The sequence below is a fragment of the Shewanella oncorhynchi genome (assembly GCF_012584455.1).
Classification (GTDB): Bacteria; Pseudomonadota; Gammaproteobacteria; order Enterobacterales; family Shewanellaceae; genus Shewanella; species Shewanella oncorhynchi.
In genome coordinates this window covers 1-19130 of the sequence record NZ_JABAEB010000025.1, presented here as the reverse complement: position 1 = coordinate 19130, position 19130 = coordinate 1, and the positions used below count along the sequence as shown (strand labels likewise).

Below are 19130 nucleotides of genomic sequence, written 5' to 3'. Positions count from 1 at the left end.
GGTTAACGCCAAATGAGTCAGAACGTTTATATTGGAATGACTCTAAAACCGTGGCCAATTTTACTTGACCACTACAAGTACTCATAATCGCTAACGTCAGACAGCAAATTAGATAAGTTAAGAATTTTTCCACCTCTTGCAAGATTTGCATCGAATGCTAGCGCCCAAACAGTCCTATTGTAAGGGACGTCATCATCTTCTTCAGGGTCATCTCTCTGATATTCAATGAGATATATCCCCTTAGGAAAAGCTTCAATACGTTGCTCCATTGCTTTAGATAGGAATGAAGTAGAAGATATATTAGAAATAACCGTACTTACGTCATCATTGATGCTTATAGACAGCAACGTAATTCCGACGGCACTCTTCAACCATTTTTTTAATTTTGAGCGACTAAGCTTTTTTTTCATGCTTTTTATTTAACCAGAGTATGCCCAGACTTCTCATTTAAACCTGATGAACGTTATGATTTAAAGAGTGTAATGGATAAAATAGCTTAAAGATGTCAGTAAGTTAGCACTTTTTATCTTCAACTTTCAACTTGATTTTGTTAGTGAAAAGTACAAAATGTGCCCCCGAGAATAACAATGACACGATATGTATATTATAAAAGCTATAAAATTTATTTTTCAGATGGTTACAAATACAAGACAAGACAAGACAAGACAAGACAAGACAAGACAAGACAAGACAAGACAAGACAAGACAAGACAAGACAAGACAAGCCGAGTACTGATACTCAGTTGGGTTGATATTTCGATCAATCTATAAATACAGTAAAGTGTAACAATTCTCTGTTTACTTTGACCAAAAACCAGCGTAAATCAGCTTCTTAGAAAACGTAGAGAGGGTTCGACTCCCTCTCTCGCCAAATTAAAGCAAAGGGAATCAGTATCTTACTGATTCCCTTTGTTGCATCTGGGCAAAAGCTGGGCAAAATCGCCGTTTTTTTCTCCTTCTGTGTCCTTGGTAAAACCAAGCATTTCTACCACTCGATTAGCTATTTTTTGCGAGTCCTTAGGTTTTTGCCGCATTATGCATGTTATTCGTCGTCATTCTTTTACGCGCTTGAACTAAGGTATAGCCGCCACTTAATACTATGAGTAGGCTTCCCAGAATAGTCAGCAAATCTGGGGATTCTCCAAATATAAATATTCCTAAAGCTAAGGCAAAGAGTAAACGTGTATAACGAAAGGGGCTTACTACCGATACATCTCCAGTGCGCATAGCGATTGTCAGCGCATTATAAGCCATTACACCAAAGACGATTGCTCCAATTATCTGTATTGCTGCGGTAGCACTAAACTGTATTGCTTCATTTTGGTAAATCAGTATCGCTAAGCCTGTAGGAATCAACACAAAAAAACCATACACTCCAAGCTGCATATTAGATAACACGGGAGAAGCTGCGCGTGTTGCTAAATCGCGTCCTGCAAAACCTAAGGTAGCGATAACGGCGAATAAAGATGTGGCCTCAAAACCATCAAGTCCTGGACGAATGATCATCAGCACGCCCATAAAACCAATCAATACTGCAAGCCATCTCTTATGACCCACTTGTTCACCGAACAACAATGCCGCGCCAAGCATGGCGATTAAAGGTGTGGCTTGCAAAATAGCGGATGCACTTGAGAGTGGCGTTAACGTGATGGCTAAAGCAAAACAGAATCGGCCGACGATTTCACATAGTGCACGTACTAATATGGGGGTAGACAAGACTGCAGGATGAAGCACAGTTTCACCCTTTCGCCAGGTTAACAGTATAAAAATCAACATTCCACCTAGGCCAAATAGCGCTAAAATGAGGCCGATAGAGGTGGTTTCTGCTGCGGATTTGATCAGCATGTCTTCAATAGAAAATGCTGCCATCGCAGCAACCATAAACAGACTACCTTTTCTATTATTCAAAATAAATTCCCTAAATGCTTAGACGCTATCTCTAGTCAAAAAGTTTTGTCATGAGAGTTCTGGTTTCATCAACAAAGGCACAGAAGTTACGATATAGCTCATTAGAATCCAATAGAAACATCATTTTCTGATCACTATAGCAAGCTTTCTCTGCTTATCTGAATAGGATTCGCTGCTTAAGGTAGTAATGATTCTGGCTTAAAAATAAATAGGGATAATAAGCATTAGCAAGAAATGATAATAGATACAGATATGGTTTTTTTATCTATATCAGATGGCAAGTTAAGCCTCTTTTTACCATAAGGATTATGGTTGGTGTATTGTTTTAATATTATCAACTTGTGCGGCTAGTATAAGATATTGATGTCAGGTATGTGCTGCTGTTTTTCAGCTTTTATGATGAATAACATTGTTTGAAAGAGGTCTATATTGTGAGGTTAATTTTATATGTAGTAGTCTTAAGTCAATAATGGCAACGCTTAAATAATCCATCAGTTGATTTTATACTAAGTGATTTTGTATTGGGGATTTAGTGTTTTTAGGTTTATATAAAATGAATTTGCGTTGAATAGTACGGGAAAGTTAACTAAATAACTTTGGGGAAATGATTAATCGCTCAACTAAAACTGCGCGATTAATCATATTAACGAAAAAATATTGTTGTTTTAAAAATTAACTTTGGATATTAATCGTTACTTTCTCGATGACGATAGGTACACGGGGCACGTCTTCGTGGCCAGCGACCGTGGTGGTTTTGACTTTCTCAATCTGCTGGATAATGTCCATTCCCGCCGTAACCTTACCAAATACCGCGTAGCCCCAACCGTTATTGGTGGTGGCGGTATGGTCTAAAAAGTCATTATTGGCTGTGTTGATGAAGAATTGCGCGGTGGCCGAGTGAGGCGCATCGGTGCGAGCCATAGCGATTGTGCCTATGGTGTTACTTAGGCCTTTGTTGGCTTCGTTAACGATAGGCTCGTGGGTCGGTTTTTCCTTCATTTTTGCGGTAAACCCGCCGCCTTGGATCATAAAGCCTTTGATTACTCGGTGAAAAATAGTGTGTTCAAAGAAGCCTTCTTCACAATAGCGAACAAAGTTTTTTGAACTGACAGGCGCATGTTCAAAATCGAGTTCTATAGTGATGTCGCCTAGATTTGTGCTAAATGTAATCATGCTAATATCTTCTATCTTAATGAGTTTTTATATCTAATAAGTCACGACTTGTACTGAGTCATTACTTAGTTTTAGGGCCGCTATTCCACGGATTAAAGGGCGCGCTGCGACCCGTTGTATCGTTACCATTGTCAGTCTGAATAGATTGCGGCCGTGTTACATTGGCTTTAACCTCTGGCTTTGATTTTGCGCTGCGATGCTTTTTCGCATGGGCGGTTTCAAAGGAGCCTTCCTTCGCGGGGCGCGAGGATCTGGCCTCAGGTGCCCGAGTTTTAAAGGTTTTTGGCGTAGTATTTTTGGGCACAAAATCGAGAATAGACACAGGCACTTCTTTGTTCGGCACAAAGCCTTCAATTTCTTTACGCACTATGAGGTGACCTAGACGGCGCTCGATAGCACATAGATTCCTAAAATCATCTTTAGAAACAAAGGAGATGGCTTCGCCGCAGGCGCCAGCACGACCGGTTCGGCCAATACGGTGAATATAATCATCGGCTTCATCGGGCAAATCATAATTGACCACACGGGTGAGGGCGTCGATATCGATACCGCGGGAAGCAACGCCAGTCGCGACTAAAAAGCGTAGTTTGCCAGATTTGAAATCCACTAATAATTGCTCGCGTACCGCTTGGCTGCGACCGCTGTGAATGGCTTCGGCGGCAATGCCACGTTTTTCGAGTTGGCTAACCAGTTTGGCGGCGCCTTGTTTCGTCTGGATAAAGATCAGTGCCTGTTCCCACGCTTGCTCAGTGATGAGTTTGCTTAACAGGGCCGACTTTTTATCTTTATCGACAGTGATCAACCATTGGTCGATTTGTGGTGCGTTTGCGCTGTCGCGGGCAATTTCAATTTCGACAGGGTTTTCAACCGCTGTTTTCGCTAAAAAGCGCACTTGCTTAGATAAGGTTGCCGAAAACAACAGATTTTGGCGTTCTGTTGGCAGACGTTCGATAATCTTATTGATGTCTTCGATAAATCCCATATCGAGCATTCTATCGGCTTCATCTAGGACTAATATCGAGATTTCATCGAAATGAATCGCTCTTTGGGTGTACATATCGAGCAATCTACCGGGTGTTGCCACCAGAATATCGACGCCTTCAATAAGACGTTGTTTCTGCGGTGCGGCATCCATGCCACCATACATGGCCATAGACGTCAGCGGCAGGTATTTTGCGTACTTGGCAATATTATCTTCTACCTGAACGGCCAATTCACGGGTTGGCGTTAAGATTAATGCACGAACGCGTTTAGCACGGATTTTCGGCATGTCGGCGAACATTTGCAGTATTGGCAACACAAAACTGGCGGTTTTACCTGTACCTGTTTGCGCGCCAGCAAGCAGGTTTTTGCCTTTCAAGATCACCGGAATGGCTTTTTCTTGGATCGGAGTAGGTTGTGAATAGCCGAGCTCAGTGATGGCTCTTAAAATCGGATCGCTTAATCCAAGTTTGGAAAATGGCATTGAATGTCTCAGGTAAAGGGTCAGGTCAATAATGTATAAGCAAACTGTTACGCTAAAGCATGAACAGTGGAGCAGGGCGATATTATAGCAGGAGGTGAAACAGAATAGGCGATTATCATTATTTGTGTGTGTGTTTGGTAAAGAGGGGCTTATACGTCGAATAGGCGAATGATAGGCGGTAAAATATTGAGAACTTACAATTTTGTAACCGCGCATGTATTCATGGCTAACATAGCTGCAATTATTGGGGCAATATGATTAACTGAGGTAATTTTTATATGCCTGATAAATCTTAACAAAGGACCCATAATAATGAAAAAAAACGCTATTTCCCTTGCGATAGTGCTATCGCTGGCCAGCCTTGCTGGCTGTCAATCCCATACGAGTCAAACCGCGCCCGTGGTCGCACCTGAAGTTAAAGCCCACTCATTTGAGCAATTTTCAGCATCCTTTATTGATTCATTGTGGGAATTGTCACCGACTTGGGCCTTATACAGTGGCAAGCATGTTAACGATGGTTACCTTGAAATCCCCGATGCAGCAGGTCGAGCAAAGACCTTAGCGTTTGTGAAAGTTCAGCAAGCGCAGTTGACTCAGTTCGAGCAAAAGTCGCTAACGCCGAATGAACTGATTGATTACCATCTGATCGACAATTTACTCGGTAGCATGGCATGGGAAATTGACAGTTTTAAATCTTGGCAGTGGGATCCTTCAAGTTACAACGTATCGGGTGGTTTTGCCCAAATCATCAATGAAAAATTCGCTCCATTAGATGACAGATTACGTTCGGTATTAGCGCGTTTAGAAAATGTGCCAGCTTATTATGCTGCTGCGCAGGCGAACATTAGCAAACCAACATTGGAGCACACTGAGTTAGCAGTGCTGCAGAATCAAGGTGCATTTTCGGTTTTTTCCGATGACTTATTAAAACAGGTCGCCGACTCTGGTTTGACTGATGTGGAAAAAGCGTTATTTAAAACGCGTTTCGATGCGGCCACTGCGGCGATTAACGGCCATATCGCTTGGTTAGACAAATTAGTGGTTCAACTTAAAAAAGATGGAGCACGTAGTTTTAGAATTGGCGAGGCGTTATATGAGCAAAAATTTGCCTTTGATATCCAAGCGGGGATGACGGCGAAACAGCTATATCAAAAAGCCGTAGCCGATAAAGAGCGTGTTCAAGGAGAAATGGCTAAAATTACCGATAAGTTATGGCCTAAATATTTTACTACGCCAAAGCCTGCTGACAGTAAGCTCGCCATTCGCCAATTAATCGATAAATTATCGACTCAGCATGTTCAGCGCGATGAATTCGTGAATGAAGTGCGTAAGCAAATTCCAGAGCTGATTGAATTTGTAAATAAGAAAAAACTAGTCACATTAGATCCTAAAAAACCACTCGTTGTCCGTGAAACGCCCGAATATATGCGTGGTTATGCCGGTGCATCAATTAGTGCACCTGGACCCTATGAGAAGTCAGGCAATACTTATTATAACGTGACGCCGCTCGATGGCATGAGTGATGAGTCCGCCGAGAGTTACTTGCGTGAATATAATCACTGGATCCTGCAAATCCTCAATATTCATGAAGCCATCCCAGGGCACTACACTCAACTCGTTTACTCTAATCAATCTCCGAGTTTAGTGAAAAGTTTATTTGGTAATGGTGCTATGGTCGAAGGTTGGGCGGTTTATGCAGAGCGTATGATGTTAGAAGAAGGCTATGGCAATTTTGAGCCTGAAATGTGGTTGATGTACTACAAGTGGAATTTACGTGTTATCTCTAACACTATTTTAGATTACAGTATTCATGTGAAAGGCATGACCGAAGACCAAGCTATTGCCCTGATGATGAATGAAGCCTTCCAACAGCAAGCTGAAGCTGAAGGCAAGTGGCGCCGTGCGACACTTAGTCAAGTGCAACTGACGAGTTACTATTCAGGTTATCGAGAAATCTATGATTTCCGTGAAGAATACAAAAAATCGCAAGGTAAAGATTTTGACCTTAAAACTTTCCACGAAACATTCTTGAGTTATGGTAGTGCACCAGTGAAATATATTCGCCAATTAATGCAGAGCAAATAAGTTCGCATATTGATATAAATCAGCAGAGCTTAGGCTCTGCTTTTTTATGCCAAATCGCTAGACAGGTATAGTGTGAGCTTAACATAAGTTGGCATTGTTACTTATGAAATGAAATCGTTAACACTGTCCGAATAATGAAAGCCGAAAATTCTGCCATATAACCGAAAAAGTATATATTTCGTTATATGGCATATGCAGATGTTAATTAAACAATTTAACTGCGTGGTGATAGAGCACAATGGCGATAAACTTACTTCTTAGATTTAGATGATGCCATCAGCGCTAATACTTCATCGTAAGAAATGTTAAATTCTCTCGACAAGTTAATGATTTTTGTTTTGTAGGTTTGAATATTCTCTTGCTGAGCTAATTGATGTTTCTTTTCTTCAACTAACTCATTAACGGTTTCTTGTAATATCAATAATCGACGTAAACTATAGTCGAGAGATTTAATATATTTACCCATTTGTTGCTTGTTACGTGCTTGCTCAAGATCCGTTGAGACTTTCTTATCATATCCATACTCATCAAGAGCTGCGATTGCGCTCTGTAAATCAAGATCAGTTGTCATTTGGTTTTCGCTTTATAACAAAGAGGTGTGGGAACAAATTTATGAAACTTTAAAGAGTGTCATAGGACGTTAACTATCGCAGATTATAATGCTTATGCCAATATACACCAAGCCTTTGCACGTTAAAATGAAATAAAAAATTCCGCTGATTTTTGCTTTGACCTTGTCGGGGTCTACAATTATGAGTAGTCTAAAGTTATAGACTATCATGGAGATTCAAATGCTTGATCTACTACCAGATTTATTCGACCACTATCCGTCTAAATTACAGTTACTTCCCCTTGCATTTAAACCCTTTGGTGGTAAACGGCTCTTCTGGGGCGAGATAGTCACAGTAAAGTGCTTTGAGGATAATTCAAAGGTAAAAGAGATACTTGCACAGGATGGGCATGGAAAAGTGCTCGTTGTCGATGGCGGCGGTTCTCTGCGCCGCGCATTGTTAGGGGATCTCATAGCGCAGAGCGCCTTAGATAATGGTTGGCAAGGGATAGTGATTAATGGTTGTGTTCGCGATGTGGCGAGATTAAATACTTTCAGCTTAGGTGTCTTTGCCTTAGGGGCTATGCCGATAAAAACCGAAAAGTTAGGTCAAGGCCAAATTAATGTGGCTGTGGATATGGGTGGCGTGACGGTTAAGCCCGGTATGATGCTCTATGCTGATGAAAATGGTATTGCAGTAAGTGATGAAATGTTGAACTTTGCATTTTTAAATTAACATTTCTAAATGCATTAGTTGCTATAAATTCAAGTTGTTTTTGATAAGGATATTTATATGAAATTCATTAAGTGGCTCTTAGCCTTAATGGTGACGCTCATTCTTTTAGTCACCGTTTATCTCACCGTCTTTTTCGACCCTAATGATTTTAAACCTGAAATAGTCGATGCCGTAAAAAAACAAACGGGTCGTGAATTAGTCATTACTGACGATTTATCTTGGACATTTTTCCCTGTTATAGGTATTAATCTAGGGGGAGTGTCTTTATCTAACCCTGAAGGCTTTACGCCTAAGGCTATGTTAGAAGTCAAAAAAGCCGTTGCTGAAGTGGCGCTCATGCCGTTGTTTAGTCAGAAAATTGAAATTGCAGAATTGAGTCTCGATGGCGCAACGATCAATTTAGTCACCCGTAAAAATGGCACTAGCAGTTTCGATGGGTTGAGTGGCGATAATAGCCCAAAAACTGCGTCTCCAGCTGCCGCCGAATCCTCATCGAATGCCAAACTTAACGACATTAATATTGGTGGCATTTCTATCACCAATACCCAAATTAATATGATTGACGAAGCTAATAAGCAGACTCAAGTCTTTACCTTAAGTAGCTTCACCCTAGGTGAGTTCTCCTTAGATAAATTTGCGCCTATCGCCTTTGAATTCAGTGCAACTATGCCGGATATGACGATAAGTAGCGAAGCTAAAGGTGAACTAAAACTCAGTCGAGACTTTAAACAACTCGTTATCAATGGGCTGAAAATTGATACTGTGGTGGAAGGTGAGAGTATTCCGAACAAGAAACTCGAAACATCTGTCAGCTTAGCAACTCAAATCGCCCTTGATAAACAGCAATTGTCCGTCGATATTGCGCAGCTTACCGCGGCGAGCATTACCGCTGCGGGTAAAGTGGGTGTTAATTATGGTACGAAAATTCCACAAATTAATGCTGATTTTCAAGTTGGCGATATTGATTTAGATACACTGTTACCTAAAACAGAGGCCACCGCCACCGCTGAACAAGCGCCAGCAGCAAACCCTCAGGCAGTTGAGCCTGATCTCTCAGCCCTTAAGCAGCTTGATGTAAAACTCAAGTTGACTGTTAAGTCTATTAAGGTCGCGAATCTGTCGACTCAAAATTGGTTAATGGATGTGGGCATTAAAAATGGCGTGTTAGATTTGACGAAACTGAATGCGGATTTATATCAAGGTCAGTTGCTGGTGAGCGCTCAGGTTGATGCTCGTCAAGCTGTGGCGAGTTATCAATTTGATAAAAAAGTGACGGGCGTACAAATTCGTCCTTTGCTGAAAGATGCGGCGGATGTGGATTTATTGGCCGGTACAGCCAACTTTGATGTGAAGGGGAAAGGTAAGAGTTTGATCCCTGAGCAGTTAAAGAAAAACCTGTTAGCGAATGGTCATTTTGATATTAATGACGGTGCTCTGTACGGGGTAAATATTCCACAGATGATCCGCAGCGCACAAGCTAAGTTAAAGGGCGACTTATCGCCAGAAACGAAGGCGGAGCGCAAAACTGACTTCTCGAGTCTGACGGGCAGTTTCTCGTTGGATAATGGCGTTGCCACGAATCCAGATCTTGCCTTGTCTTCGCCTTTACTGCGTTTGGATGGTAAAGGCACTGCGAATTTATTGACTGAAGCCTTGGACTACAGACTAACCGCTAGCCTAGTGAATTCATTGAAGGGTCAGGGTGGTAGCGACAAGGATGCGCTGGCTGGAGTTGACATTCCGTTGGCGATTACAGGCACTTTCCAAAAACCTGAATATGCTTTGGATACTAAAGCCTTACTGAATAATCAGCTAAAGGAAGAAACCGACAAAGCTAAGGAAAAATTAAAAGACTCCTTATTGAAAAAACTAGGCGGTTTTTAATGGTTGCTTCAACGCGTTACGCATTACTTGTTTGTGCGAGTGCTTTTGTCGGCGGGCAACTTGTTGGGTGCTCGGCGCCCGAAGCCGCTGACACGAGTCAGTCAACCAAGGGTGAGACTACAACAGCTGCGGCCGTTCAGCCTGAGATTATTCGCGCTGCCGATCTGGCGCTCGATGTTTCTGGGCTTAAAAGCACTCCGACATTAAAGGCTGAACCTGTGATGGCAGAAAAGGCACAAGGCTTGCTTCGCGGCGAATTAACTCTAGAACCTTTTATCGATTTTAAGCAGTCGGTTAAGGCGACATTGACTGTGACAAATCCACAAACCTATGCTGTCGGCCTGCGTTATAACTCTGGGATGACGGCGGATTTGTGGTTGGTAACGCAAGAGGGCAAACGTCTGTGGGCTTGGTCGGATGATATGATGTTTACCCAAGCATTACGTGATAGCCAATTGGCGGCAGGGAAAGTGATCACGACTTCATTTAGTATTCCGCCCAAAGCATTTGCAGGAATACCTGCAGATGGTGCTCGCTTAGAAGCGCATTTTGCCGCTAAAGCATTAGAGTCTGATGCCGTTGTTATGGCGCCCGTTGTCTTATTACTGACGATGGAATAACGCCGCCTCTCATAATAGAAAAAGGCAGCAATCCGATAGGGTTGCTGCCTTTTTGTTATCTATGGCTCAATTTTGCTTAGGATTTATAGCACTAATCCGTTCGAACTATGTGCCAGTTTAGTCCCTACGCACTCAACTTAGTTTCATCAACCACTAATTTGATCACTTGGCCTGGTTGTAAATACTGTGATTGCGCTAGGCTATTCCACTCGAGTAGCTCGGCAACAGTTACGTTAAATTTATTGGCGATACGGGCAAGTGAATCACCGGATTTTACCTTGTAACTAACAGTACGAATTTGTGCGGTTTGCTCAAGCTCCTTTGGTGCTAAGATCACTAACTGCTGACCGTTTTGTAGCTTGCTATTCTTAGCCAATTTGTTCCAAGTGCTGAGTTGTTTCACCGTCACTTTATGGGCTTGGGCTATTTCTGAGAGTGTGTCTCCTGACTTAACCTGATAAGCAATTTTTGTTGATTCAACTGCAGCATGTGATTTTTTCGGCAATTGCTGCTTAGTTGACAGGGCATAAAGCTGCTTGTCTTGCGCATCGACAGGAATAATCAAATGCTTGCCTGCGACGATCGTGTTGCTTTTCATGCCGTTGGCGGCGCGAATAGCGGCAACGGTCGTATGGTGCTGCGTAGCAATCTTGCCAATGCTATCGCCAGATTTGATCGTGTAACGTAACCAGCTGATCCTATCTTCGGTTTCTGTTTCAGCGAGCGCTTTTTTAAATTCTTCCGATTTATCAATTGGTAGCACTAAGGTGTGCGGACCAAGTGGCGATGTAGCCCAGCGGTTATAACCTGGGTTGAGTTTTTGTAACTCAAGCGTGGTCATATTGGCAAAACCTGCCGCCATGGCTAAATCAATTTGGCTATCAATATCAACCACTTCAATTGTCGGATTGTTGTCAATTGGCGCTAAAGAAATACCATATTCATCAGCGTGTTTAATGACTTCTGCCAGTGCGAGCAGTTGCGGCACATAGCGTTCTGTCTCTCTGGGCAAATCCAATGACCAAAAATCCGTTTTTAAGCCTTTTTTCTCGTTACGTTTGATTGCATTGAGCACCCGTGATTCACCCGAGTTATAGGCAGCAATAGCATAAAGCCAATTGTTATTGGTTTTATCGTAGAGGTATTCCAGCATATCGAGCGCCGCAGTCGTTGATGCGGGGACATCACGACGACCGTCATACCACCAGTTCATTTCTAAACCGAAATGACTGGCCATAGGTGTGGTAAATTGCCACAGACCCGATGCCGCGCCAGTCGATGATGCGGAAGGATCAAAGGCGCTTTCAATTATGGGTAACAAAGCTATCTCTATAGGAAGATGACGCTTTTCAAGTTCTTCTACAATCATGTACATATAAGGTGCAGCACGTTCCGAGATGATCGCCAGATGCTGTGGATTTTTGATGTACCAATCACGGTATTGATTCACCAATTTTTGATCTGGAACCGGTAACTGCATGCCTTGACGAATTCGCTCCCACACATCGGTAATTTGCGCCGATGGAGCCTCGGTTGCGAGGTAATATTCTGGGACTGTATTTTCGGTTGTGACGGCTTCAACTTCTGTTTGGTTAACGCCATGGTTGTCTAATGTTTGACAGCCTGTGAGTAGGGCAAATCCCCCTACAACAACATAAAGTGATACTCTCATTGAAAACGGTAGTCCTCTGTTAGTGCATCGCTTTTCTTTATAGTAACAGTATGTTTTATATGAAGATAAAGACGACGCAGCGCGCAAAGTTTTCACGCAAAACGAGCCATTCTATGGGATCTTTTCGATCTTGTCCCTTAATTATCGTACATAATGTAAGGCCATTTTTGACTTACATCATCAAAAATGAGAAAAACTGTTTGAATTTCAATCTATAATATTGCTTTTGTGATCAAAAATTATCTTTCCACTGTCTGAGTAAGGTAAAACCGCTGAGTTCGTCTAAATTTGCGTGATTTAGACCGCTAAAATGCTGTTTTATGTTATCGACAATTTCAGTGTCGCTAGGGCGTAAAAAGGGATTGATGGCACGCTCTAAAGCGATGGTGGAGGGAACAGTCGCTTTGTCTTGGCGACGTAACTGCATCGCGCGTTCGTTATAGTCTTGGAGCTCGCGATTGTTGGGATTGACCGCGAGGGCAAATTTGAGGTTTGAAAGTGTGTATTCATGGGCACAATAAACCCGAGTGTCGGCGGGAAGCTGGGCAAGTTGCTGTAGTGAGTTGAGCATTTGCGCTGGCGTGCCTTCAAATAAGCGTCCGCAGCCGCCGCTAAACAGGGTGTCACCGCAAAATAAGGCATCTTCAACAACGTAGGCTATATGTCCTGCTGTGTGGCCTGGTACATCTAAGACTTGCAGCTCAGCGCTGAGATACTCCAGTGTGAATCTGGGCTTGGCTTTTGCGTGCAGTGGATGTGTGATGCCTTCGATCTTCTCATTATCTGGGCCATAAACTGTGAGTCGGTCTTGACTGTAGGCTTGAAGTTCAGCGACGCCACCCGTATGGTCATTGTGGTGGTGGGTCAGTAAAATGCCCGCTAGCGTGAGTTGATTGACCTCTAGATAGTCAATAACCACACTCGCATCGCCGGGATCGACGACATAAACCTGTGTATGGGGCTGTTGTTGTAACACCCAGATATAATTGTCATTAAAGGCTTTGATCGCTGTTATAGTGAGCATAGAACCGCCTATGTCTGTATTTCAATTCGAAGATAAAGGTATTATCCATGAGTGAACGGCCCTTGGCGACCTTTGCCGCTTTTGTCCTGTGGCAAAATGGCAGCAATCTTTGACCCAATTGGATACTTGTCTACCCAACTAACGGAGGAACTCTGTGTCGCATTTTAGTACTGAGCTCAAACCCGAACAATGGAGCGACTTACCCAATGGTGAGGCGTTGCAACAAGCTGTTGCTAAACAACTTGAAGATTGGTGGCCAAGAGTCTTTGGTTATCATTTATTAAAGTTAGGGCCTTTGAGTGCCGAATTGTCGAGCATGGCATCGCCAGTCGCCCATCATTTTTCACTCTCGCCATCCAAAGGCGCCTCGATTGAAGGCGATTTTTGTCATTTACCCCTGCAGAATGCGGCGATAGATGCGGTGGTGATGAGTCTATTGCTCGAATTTGAACCCGATCCTTACCGTATTCTTCGTGAAACCGATCGGGTACTCATCGCCGGAGGCTATCTTTTTATCGTCGGTTTTAATCCCTTGAGTCCAGTATTTTTGGGTAAGTTATGGCCTAAGTATCAGGATTGTCTCCCATGGAATGGCCGCTTTTTTATGCCATCAAGGGTGCGAGATTGGTTAGGTTTATTAGGTTATCAAGTGGTGGGCGATGAGCGTTTGGTCTATCACCCCTTAATGGGTGATTTCACCCAAGGTAAATTTTTTCAACAGAGTTTAGCGTCATGGCTTCCTAGCGCGGGCAGTTTGTATTTGATTGTGGCGCGTAAACTCGAGTCGCCACTCACGCCTATTCGCGATAAACGTAAGGTGCGGCAAACGAATTGGACCACGGCGCCGACCGCGGGACGTTCAGGGCATTTATCAGAGCATTCGGAAAACTGATAAGCCATTTCCTTTTTAAGTACAGGTTTTAATATGCGGATCACCTTAAGACAATTGGCGGTATTTGAAGCTGTGGCACGTAGCGGCCAAGTCGCAAAGGCGGCGGAGCAGGTTAATTTATCACCACCTGCCACTTCTATGGCTTTGGCTGAGTTAGAAAAACAGCTCAATGCCCGCCTATTCGAGCGCATTGGTAATCGATTACAGCTGAACTCGCAGGGCAATTTACTGTTGCCACTGGCGACGGATTTATTGCACCGTGTTGAGCAAATTGAGCAGGCATTTACCTACCATGGTGGCGATTTGGTTGGGCGCTTAAGTATCAGTGCCAGTTCGACCATAGGTAACTATCTGATGGCGAAAGCCGCAGTGGCATTTTGTCAGCAGCACACTCAAACCCATGTGGATGTGGCGATCACAAATACTCAAGATGTGATCCAAGCGGTAGCTCAGTTCCGCTCTGAAATGGGTTTTATTGAAGGCCATTGCACTGACAATCGTTTGAGTGTCGAGGCATGGCATAAGGATAGGCTGCTGGTGTTTTGTCATCCGGCGCATCCTCTGGCGGGGAAAGTGGTTAAACCTGCAGCTGTTAAAGGCCTGTCTTGGGTGCTACGTGAGGAAGGATCGGGCACTCGCGAATATTTTGTAAATGCCGCCAATGAGTTGGATATGCAGCCAGAGGCTAAATTCTGCTTTACTACGCCGGATGCGATTAAATTGGCCGTGAAACAAGGTGCTGGGCTTGGGGTGTTATCTGAGTTGGCGCTGGAGAAAGAAATCAGTCGTAAAGAGTTGGCGTTAGTCACGATTGAGGGACTCGTACTCGAGCGGCAGTTTTATCGCATCACCCATAAGAGCCGTCAGGCGACATCCCTAGGTCAAGCTTTTGTGCTGTTTTGTGAGAATTTTTTCAATATTGCAGGTGTGGAACTGAAATAAACCGTTTGATAGCAATGGCTCATAAATAGTGAGCATAAATGTTGACGGTGGACTGACACTGAGATGAGTAGTGAAATAAGCCATCACGCCCAAGTGCTTAACTTAGGCGTGATGGCATCGAACTTACTTTTTCGAATTTAGCGAGTTTACACTGAGTAGCACTGGGTTATGGCTGATAACCTAAATCGGGTTGGGTTGGTTTAGATTCTGCCGCGGTGCGAGCTAACACATCGCAACGTTCGTTTTCGGCGTGGCCTGCATGACCTTTAACCCATTGCCAGTCGATAGTGTGCATCTGTGAGGCTTTATCTAATCGTTTCCATAGGTCAACGTTTTTGACTGGAGTACGGTTTGATGTCATCCAACCTTTTTTCTTCCAGCCATGTATCCATGTCATTATGCCTTGGCGCATATATTGGCTATCGCTGGTGAGCACGACTTGGCAAGGCTCTTTCAAGCTTTCTAACGCTATGATTGGGGCTAACAATTCCATGCGATTATTGGTCGTGAGCGCAAAACCGTCGGACATCTCCTTTGTATGGCCTTTATAATTCATTACAATGCCATAGCCGCCAGGACCGGGATTGCCTAAGCAAGAGCCGTCGGTGAAGATGTGGATCAGTTTTAGTTCAGTCATCAAATTGTTACCATAGCCGGGAATTTCGGCCGAGTATAACTAAAAATTGTCATAAGAAGCGCATAAAAACATGAATATTATCTCTAATGCTAGCCGTCAGGTTATTTTAGATACCGAAACCACAGGTATGAACCAGGGCAGCGGCGCCATCTATTTAGGCCATAGGATCATCGAGATTGGTTGTGTGGAAGTGGTAAACCGTCGTTTGACGGGGCGTTATTACCACCAATATATCAATCCAGGTCAAGCAATCGATCCCGAAGCCATCGCCGTTCACGGTATTACCGATGAGCGCGTGGCTAAAGAGCCGCGTTTTCATCAAGTTGCTCAAGAGTTTATCAACTTTATCGACGGCGCTGAAATCGTCGCACATAACGCGAGCTTCGACGTGAACTTCATGGATCATGAGTTTTCACTGCTGCAGCCGCGTGGTCCGAAAACCGCTGATATTTGTCAGATCCTCGATACCTTAGAGATTGCTAAGTTTTTACATCCCGGTCAGAAAAACAATCTCGACGCGCTCTGTAAGCGTTACGGCGTCGATACTTCTCGCCGCGAGTACCACGGCGCATTACTCGATGCCGAGATCCTCGCTGATGTTTATCTGATCATGACTGGCGGACAGACAAAGTTTAATTTGTCTAACGAAGAAGCGGGGCAGGAAGCGGGGGGGATTCAACGTTTTGATCCACAATCACTTAATCTTAAAGTGATTGGCGCATCGGCCGATGAACTGACAATGCATAAACAACGCCTTGATTTAGTCGCAAAATCAGGTAAATGCCTCTGGAGAGGATAGAAGAATTACTATGCCGATGTCGCGCCATAAACCCATTTTAGCTTTTTGCCTTCTTACCACTACGCTGTTACTAAGTGTGGCGAGTGTATTGGCCGCTGACCTAGATCCCGTTAAAAAAGTCGTCAAGCCGCCCAAGGCTACGCCGATTGTAGGATTGGCGACGGCTTCCGAGCTTAAAAACCGTTTTCGTATTGATCATATGGTCGATAACATGACCTTATTAGTGGAGCGTGAATATGGCTCTGCGCCTGTGGTCATAGTGTTACCCGATGGCAGTAAATGGTACGCCAATCGTCATCCAGAAACCGTTAAGTGGGTTGATGGTATAACGGGCGATATTATTTACATTGAGTCACCACAACCCGGACCTTGGCAGTTGGTGGGTAAGGTCGTCTCAGGTTCAACCCTTAAGAAGCTCTCTAAACTCGAAATCGAAGTCCAGCCTTTACCGCAGCCAATCTTCCAAGGTGAACAAGTTAAAATTGTCGCGCAATTAATGGGTGACGAGCAGCGTGTGCGTATGCCTGGGTTAGATTATTTAGTCGAATGGACTGCACATTTTGTGAGTAAACATAAGGCGGGCGATGAAAATTTTGCCGCGGGTGACATTATTGTTGGTTCCTATAAAGACAATGGTGAAGATTACGATGAAAAACCCGACGATGGTGTATTTACCAGCAATATCAATATAAAGCAGCCTTGGGGTGATTATGAGTTTGTCGTGCAGGCACGTAATAATGTGTTTGAACGGCAGGTTTCATTCCCGTTTAAATTGTCACCTCGGCCAATTAATCTAGAAGTTATTACCCCTGACGATCCGCTAACAGGGCAATGGAAAGTCATGTTACACGTGGATAAGACAGTGTTGCAGCTGGCTGAGACGCATTTTTCCTTTGAGTTAGTCGGCCCTGCTGGCTTGCAACTGCCTTTGGTTGTTAATGGTCTCACTGAGCCTGATTCTGAATTAGATTTACCTACAGTGACAGAGTTTGGTAGTTATCGAATTAAAGGTTTTGTGGCTACGACGACTGTCACTGGTCGTGAAATCGTGCTGGATTTACCTGAGCTTTTCTTTAACTTAATTGAACCACCAGAACCACCACCAAGTGCCGAAGAGTTGGCTGCTGTTGCTGCACAAAAAGCGGCAGAGGAAGAAGAGCTTGCGAAGAAAGATGCAATGTTCTGGATCATTACAGTCAACGCTATCTTATTAGTCTTAGGCGTGGTGGGATTAATTGTGTGGCGTAAGCGCCAAAGTTTGGCGCAGGCCTTAGCTGCCGCGGAGTTACGTTTATTGAATGAAGCATCTGCAAATCCACCCGCAGCGCCTTCATTAGATGAAATCGATCTCACTATGCCAGATGAAGCAGATAAAGACCGTTAGCCAAGCGTTGCTTAATGTGTTTGATTTATGACTTTGAACTGGAACCTTGCAGCGATATTTGGGATATAAATCAAGGTCTGCAATTGATTTGGCTTTTTTTTAATCAAATGATAAATCGAAGTAAAAAAACGGTTGACGCCTGCAGGGCTCAACCGTATTATTCTTCGCATCTTAAGCAGAGCCTTGATAAGTGTGTTGAATTATCGTTCTGTTTTAACATCAGCAGCATGTCACGCTGGGGTTAGTGGGTTTAATACCCGTAAGATACTTGGATATGGAAAAATTTGGAGCGGTAGTTCAGTTGGTTAGAATACCGGCCTGTCACGCCGGGGGTCGCGGGTTCGAGTCCCGTCCGCTCCGCCAAATTGCAAAAAGCCCCATCGAAAGATGGGGCTTTTTGCTTTTTACTGATCTCCTTAATTTCTGCGCTGTTCATCTTATTAGCGATGAGACTCGATTCAAATGTCAGCAAGGATCACGCTGAAATCTTAATATGATTAAGTGATAGCTACTGTGGAGCCTGTGCGGTGTCGGTGAGGATGACTTCAACCCGACGGTTTTGCTGGCGGCCACTGGCGGACTCATTATTGGCAACAGGTGAGCTTTCACCTTTACCTAGGCTACTGAGCCGATTGGATTGGATCCCTTTTCCTTGTAAAAAATGGCTAACACTATCAGCTCTTTGCTGCGATAAACCCAGATTGTATTGTTCACTGCCTACACTATCTGTATACCCTTCAATCATGGCACCACGCGCGGGATACTTGTTCAGAAAGTTCGCTAGGTTGGTTAGATGTTGACTGGTCGATGACTTAAGATCCGCTTTGGCAGTGTCAAATAAAACATCACCTAAGGTTACGACCCAACCACGTTCTGACTGACGGGCATTCAGCAATGTGAGCTGGGCTTGCAGTTCGGTCGTTTCCTGACGCGCATCTGCAGCATCAGCACGGGCTAGGCGCGCATCTTGATGGGCTTGATTGGCCTCTGTGGTGCGAGCATCCAATCTGGCGTCATCGCGTTTTTTAGCGAGGACTTTGTGTTGATCCTCGGCAAAGCGGCTCTGCGCTTGAGCTAAGGCAATATTGACTTTCTTATCAGCAACAAACACTAGGTGCTGTGATTGTTGCTCGTCTTTTACTGGTTGTTCAGCAGCGCGAACGGCTTCTTCAGCTTGTTTAATGGCAGCAGGGGCTAAAATTGCCAGTTCATTATTCGCTTGCAGTTTATTAAGTTCTGTACGGATATCACCTATGCCTTCAGCTATTTTAGGCGTACTGCTCTGAAGAATCCCCTGATGATTTACATATAAATCATTAGATTGGAGTGAACTTACACCTTGAAGTGTGATCAGATGGA

17 protein-coding genes and 1 tRNA gene are annotated in these 19130 nt (G+C 43.8%); 9 read left to right on the top strand and 9 right to left on the bottom strand.

Annotated elements, in window-relative coordinates:
- Nucleotides 1–71: 71 nt before the first annotated feature.
- The 4 genes from HGO26_RS22280 to HGO26_RS22265 all read right to left on the bottom strand — a co-directional run bounded on the left by HGO26_RS22280 (nt 72) and on the right by HGO26_RS22265 (nt 4546).
- Entirely contained in the window at nt 72–410 is a 339-nt protein-coding gene (locus tag HGO26_RS22280) for a hypothetical protein (protein ID WP_168827804.1), read from the bottom strand.
- A 607-nt stretch (nt 411–1017) separates the two neighbouring features.
- On the bottom strand, nt 1018–1908 hold the full coding sequence (locus HGO26_RS22275; protein WP_247651606.1) for a DMT family transporter: 891 nt from the start codon (nt 1906–1908) through the stop codon (nt 1018–1020).
- Between the two features lie 672 nt (nt 1909–2580).
- Nucleotides 2581–3081, bottom strand: coding sequence for a peptidylprolyl isomerase (locus HGO26_RS22270; RefSeq protein WP_168827803.1), 501 nt, complete (start codon nt 3079–3081; stop codon nt 2581–2583).
- A gap of 61 nt (nt 3082–3142) precedes the next feature.
- Nucleotides 3143–4546: a DEAD/DEAH box helicase gene (locus HGO26_RS22265; protein WP_131525615.1), complete on the bottom strand. Its 1404-nt coding sequence runs from the start codon at nt 4544–4546 to the stop codon at nt 3143–3145.
- Between the two features lie 312 nt (nt 4547–4858).
- Between HGO26_RS22265 and HGO26_RS22260 the strand changes: the two genes are divergently transcribed.
- Entirely contained in the window at nt 4859–6631 is a 1773-nt protein-coding gene (locus HGO26_RS22260; protein WP_168827802.1) for a DUF885 domain-containing protein, read from the top strand.
- Nucleotides 6632–6881: 250 nt separating this feature from the next.
- On the opposite strand, the gene HGO26_RS22255 is transcribed toward HGO26_RS22260, so the two are convergent.
- A complete protein-coding gene (locus HGO26_RS22255) occupies nt 6882–7202 on the bottom strand; it encodes a hypothetical protein (RefSeq protein WP_028760093.1) in 321 nt (106 codons plus the stop codon).
- Nucleotides 7203–7422: 220 nt separating this feature from the next.
- Between HGO26_RS22255 and HGO26_RS22250 the strand changes: the two genes are divergently transcribed.
- The 3 genes from HGO26_RS22250 to HGO26_RS22240 are packed head-to-tail and all read left to right on the top strand — an operon-like array spanning nt 7423 to nt 10421.
- Nucleotides 7423–7917 carry a putative 4-hydroxy-4-methyl-2-oxoglutarate aldolase gene (locus tag HGO26_RS22250; protein WP_028760092.1) on the top strand — a complete coding sequence of 165 codons (495 nt, stop codon included), beginning with the start codon at nt 7423–7425 and terminating at the stop codon, nt 7915–7917.
- A 57-nt stretch (nt 7918–7974) separates the two neighbouring features.
- Nucleotides 7975–9801, top strand: a complete 1827-nt coding sequence (locus tag HGO26_RS22245; protein ID WP_168827801.1) for an AsmA family protein — start codon at nt 7975–7977, stop codon at nt 9799–9801.
- A complete protein-coding gene (locus HGO26_RS22240) occupies nt 9801–10421 on the top strand; it encodes a BsuPI-related putative proteinase inhibitor (protein WP_113939588.1) in 621 nt (206 codons plus the stop codon). Before HGO26_RS22245 ends, HGO26_RS22240 begins: the two co-directional genes overlap by 1 nt.
- A 124-nt stretch (nt 10422–10545) precedes the next feature.
- Here the strand turns inward: HGO26_RS22240 and HGO26_RS22235 are convergent, their stop codons facing one another.
- Both HGO26_RS22235 and gloB read right to left on the bottom strand, forming a co-directional pair.
- Nucleotides 10546–12093, bottom strand: coding sequence for a LysM peptidoglycan-binding domain-containing protein (locus HGO26_RS22235; protein ID WP_168827800.1), 1548 nt, complete (start codon nt 12091–12093; stop codon nt 10546–10548).
- A gap of 232 nt (nt 12094–12325) precedes the next feature.
- The gene (gloB, locus tag HGO26_RS22230; protein ID WP_168827799.1) at nt 12326–13117 is read right to left on the bottom strand and encodes a hydroxyacylglutathione hydrolase; all 792 of its coding nucleotides are present in this window, start codon (nt 13115–13117) and stop codon (nt 12326–12328) included.
- 154 nt (nt 13118–13271) lie between these two features.
- Between gloB and HGO26_RS22225 the strand changes: the two genes are divergently transcribed.
- Nucleotides 13272–14009, top strand: a complete 738-nt coding sequence (locus tag HGO26_RS22225) for a class I SAM-dependent methyltransferase (RefSeq protein ID WP_028760087.1) — start codon at nt 13272–13274, stop codon at nt 14007–14009.
- A 33-nt stretch (nt 14010–14042) separates the two neighbouring features.
- Nucleotides 14043–14951, top strand: a complete 909-nt coding sequence (locus HGO26_RS22220) for a LysR substrate-binding domain-containing protein (RefSeq protein WP_105252337.1) — start codon at nt 14043–14045, stop codon at nt 14949–14951.
- 166 nt (nt 14952–15117) lie between these two features.
- Here the strand turns inward: HGO26_RS22220 and rnhA are convergent, their stop codons facing one another.
- Nucleotides 15118–15588 (bottom strand): ribonuclease HI, encoded by a 471-nt coding sequence (rnhA, locus tag HGO26_RS22215; RefSeq protein WP_006081489.1) that lies wholly within the window; start codon nt 15586–15588, stop codon nt 15118–15120.
- Nucleotides 15589–15658: 70 nt separating this feature from the next.
- Between rnhA and dnaQ the strand changes: the two genes are divergently transcribed.
- The 3 genes from dnaQ to HGO26_RS22200 all read left to right on the top strand — a co-directional run bounded on the left by dnaQ (nt 15659) and on the right by HGO26_RS22200 (nt 18134).
- Nucleotides 15659–16387, top strand: coding sequence for a DNA polymerase III subunit epsilon (gene dnaQ / locus HGO26_RS22210; protein WP_168827798.1), 729 nt, complete (start codon nt 15659–15661; stop codon nt 16385–16387).
- 10 nt (nt 16388–16397) lie between these two features.
- Nucleotides 16398–17771 carry a TIGR03503 family protein gene (locus HGO26_RS22205; protein ID WP_168827797.1) on the top strand — a complete coding sequence of 458 codons (1374 nt, stop codon included), beginning with the start codon at nt 16398–16400 and terminating at the stop codon, nt 17769–17771.
- A 286-nt stretch (nt 17772–18057) separates the two neighbouring features.
- Nucleotides 18058–18134, top strand: a tRNA-Asp gene (locus HGO26_RS22200).
- A gap of 145 nt (nt 18135–18279) precedes the next feature.
- On the opposite strand, the gene HGO26_RS22195 is transcribed toward HGO26_RS22200, so the two are convergent.
- The gene (locus HGO26_RS22195) at nt 18280–19125 is read right to left on the bottom strand and encodes an OmpA family protein (RefSeq protein ID WP_247651607.1); all 846 of its coding nucleotides are present in this window, start codon (nt 19123–19125) and stop codon (nt 18280–18282) included.
- Nucleotides 19126–19130 lie beyond the last annotated feature (5 nt).

Excerpts from the sequence above, each read along its gene's own strand:
- dnaQ (WP_168827798.1), top strand. The coding sequence starts at position 15,659 with ATGAATATTATCTCTAATGCTAGCCGTCAGGTTATTTTAGATACCGAA.
- rnhA (WP_006081489.1), bottom strand. The coding sequence starts at position 15,588 with ATGACTGAACTAAAACTGATCCACATCTTCACCGACGGCTCTTGCTTA.
- HGO26_RS22250 (WP_028760092.1), top strand. The coding sequence starts at position 7,423 with ATGCTTGATCTACTACCAGATTTATTCGACCACTATCCGTCTAAATTA.
- HGO26_RS22220 (WP_105252337.1), top strand. The coding sequence starts at position 14,043 with ATGCGGATCACCTTAAGACAATTGGCGGTATTTGAAGCTGTGGCACGT.
- HGO26_RS22255 (WP_028760093.1), bottom strand. The coding sequence starts at position 7,202 with ATGACAACTGATCTTGATTTACAGAGCGCAATCGCAGCTCTTGATGAG.
- HGO26_RS22245 (WP_168827801.1), top strand. The coding sequence starts at position 7,975 with ATGAAATTCATTAAGTGGCTCTTAGCCTTAATGGTGACGCTCATTCTT.
- HGO26_RS22260 (WP_168827802.1), top strand. The coding sequence starts at position 4,859 with ATGAAAAAAAACGCTATTTCCCTTGCGATAGTGCTATCGCTGGCCAGC.
- HGO26_RS22235 (WP_168827800.1), bottom strand. The coding sequence starts at position 12,093 with ATGAGAGTATCACTTTATGTTGTTGTAGGGGGATTTGCCCTACTCACA.
- HGO26_RS22265 (WP_131525615.1), bottom strand. The coding sequence starts at position 4,546 with ATGCCATTTTCCAAACTTGGATTAAGCGATCCGATTTTAAGAGCCATC.
- gloB (WP_168827799.1), bottom strand. The coding sequence starts at position 13,117 with ATGCTCACTATAACAGCGATCAAAGCCTTTAATGACAATTATATCTGG.
- HGO26_RS22240 (WP_113939588.1), top strand. The coding sequence starts at position 9,801 with ATGGTTGCTTCAACGCGTTACGCATTACTTGTTTGTGCGAGTGCTTTT.
- HGO26_RS22280 (WP_168827804.1), bottom strand. The coding sequence starts at position 410 with ATGAAAAAAAAGCTTAGTCGCTCAAAATTAAAAAAATGGTTGAAGAGT.
- HGO26_RS22205 (WP_168827797.1), top strand. The coding sequence starts at position 16,398 with ATGCCGATGTCGCGCCATAAACCCATTTTAGCTTTTTGCCTTCTTACC.
- HGO26_RS22270 (WP_168827803.1), bottom strand. The coding sequence starts at position 3,081 with ATGATTACATTTAGCACAAATCTAGGCGACATCACTATAGAACTCGAT.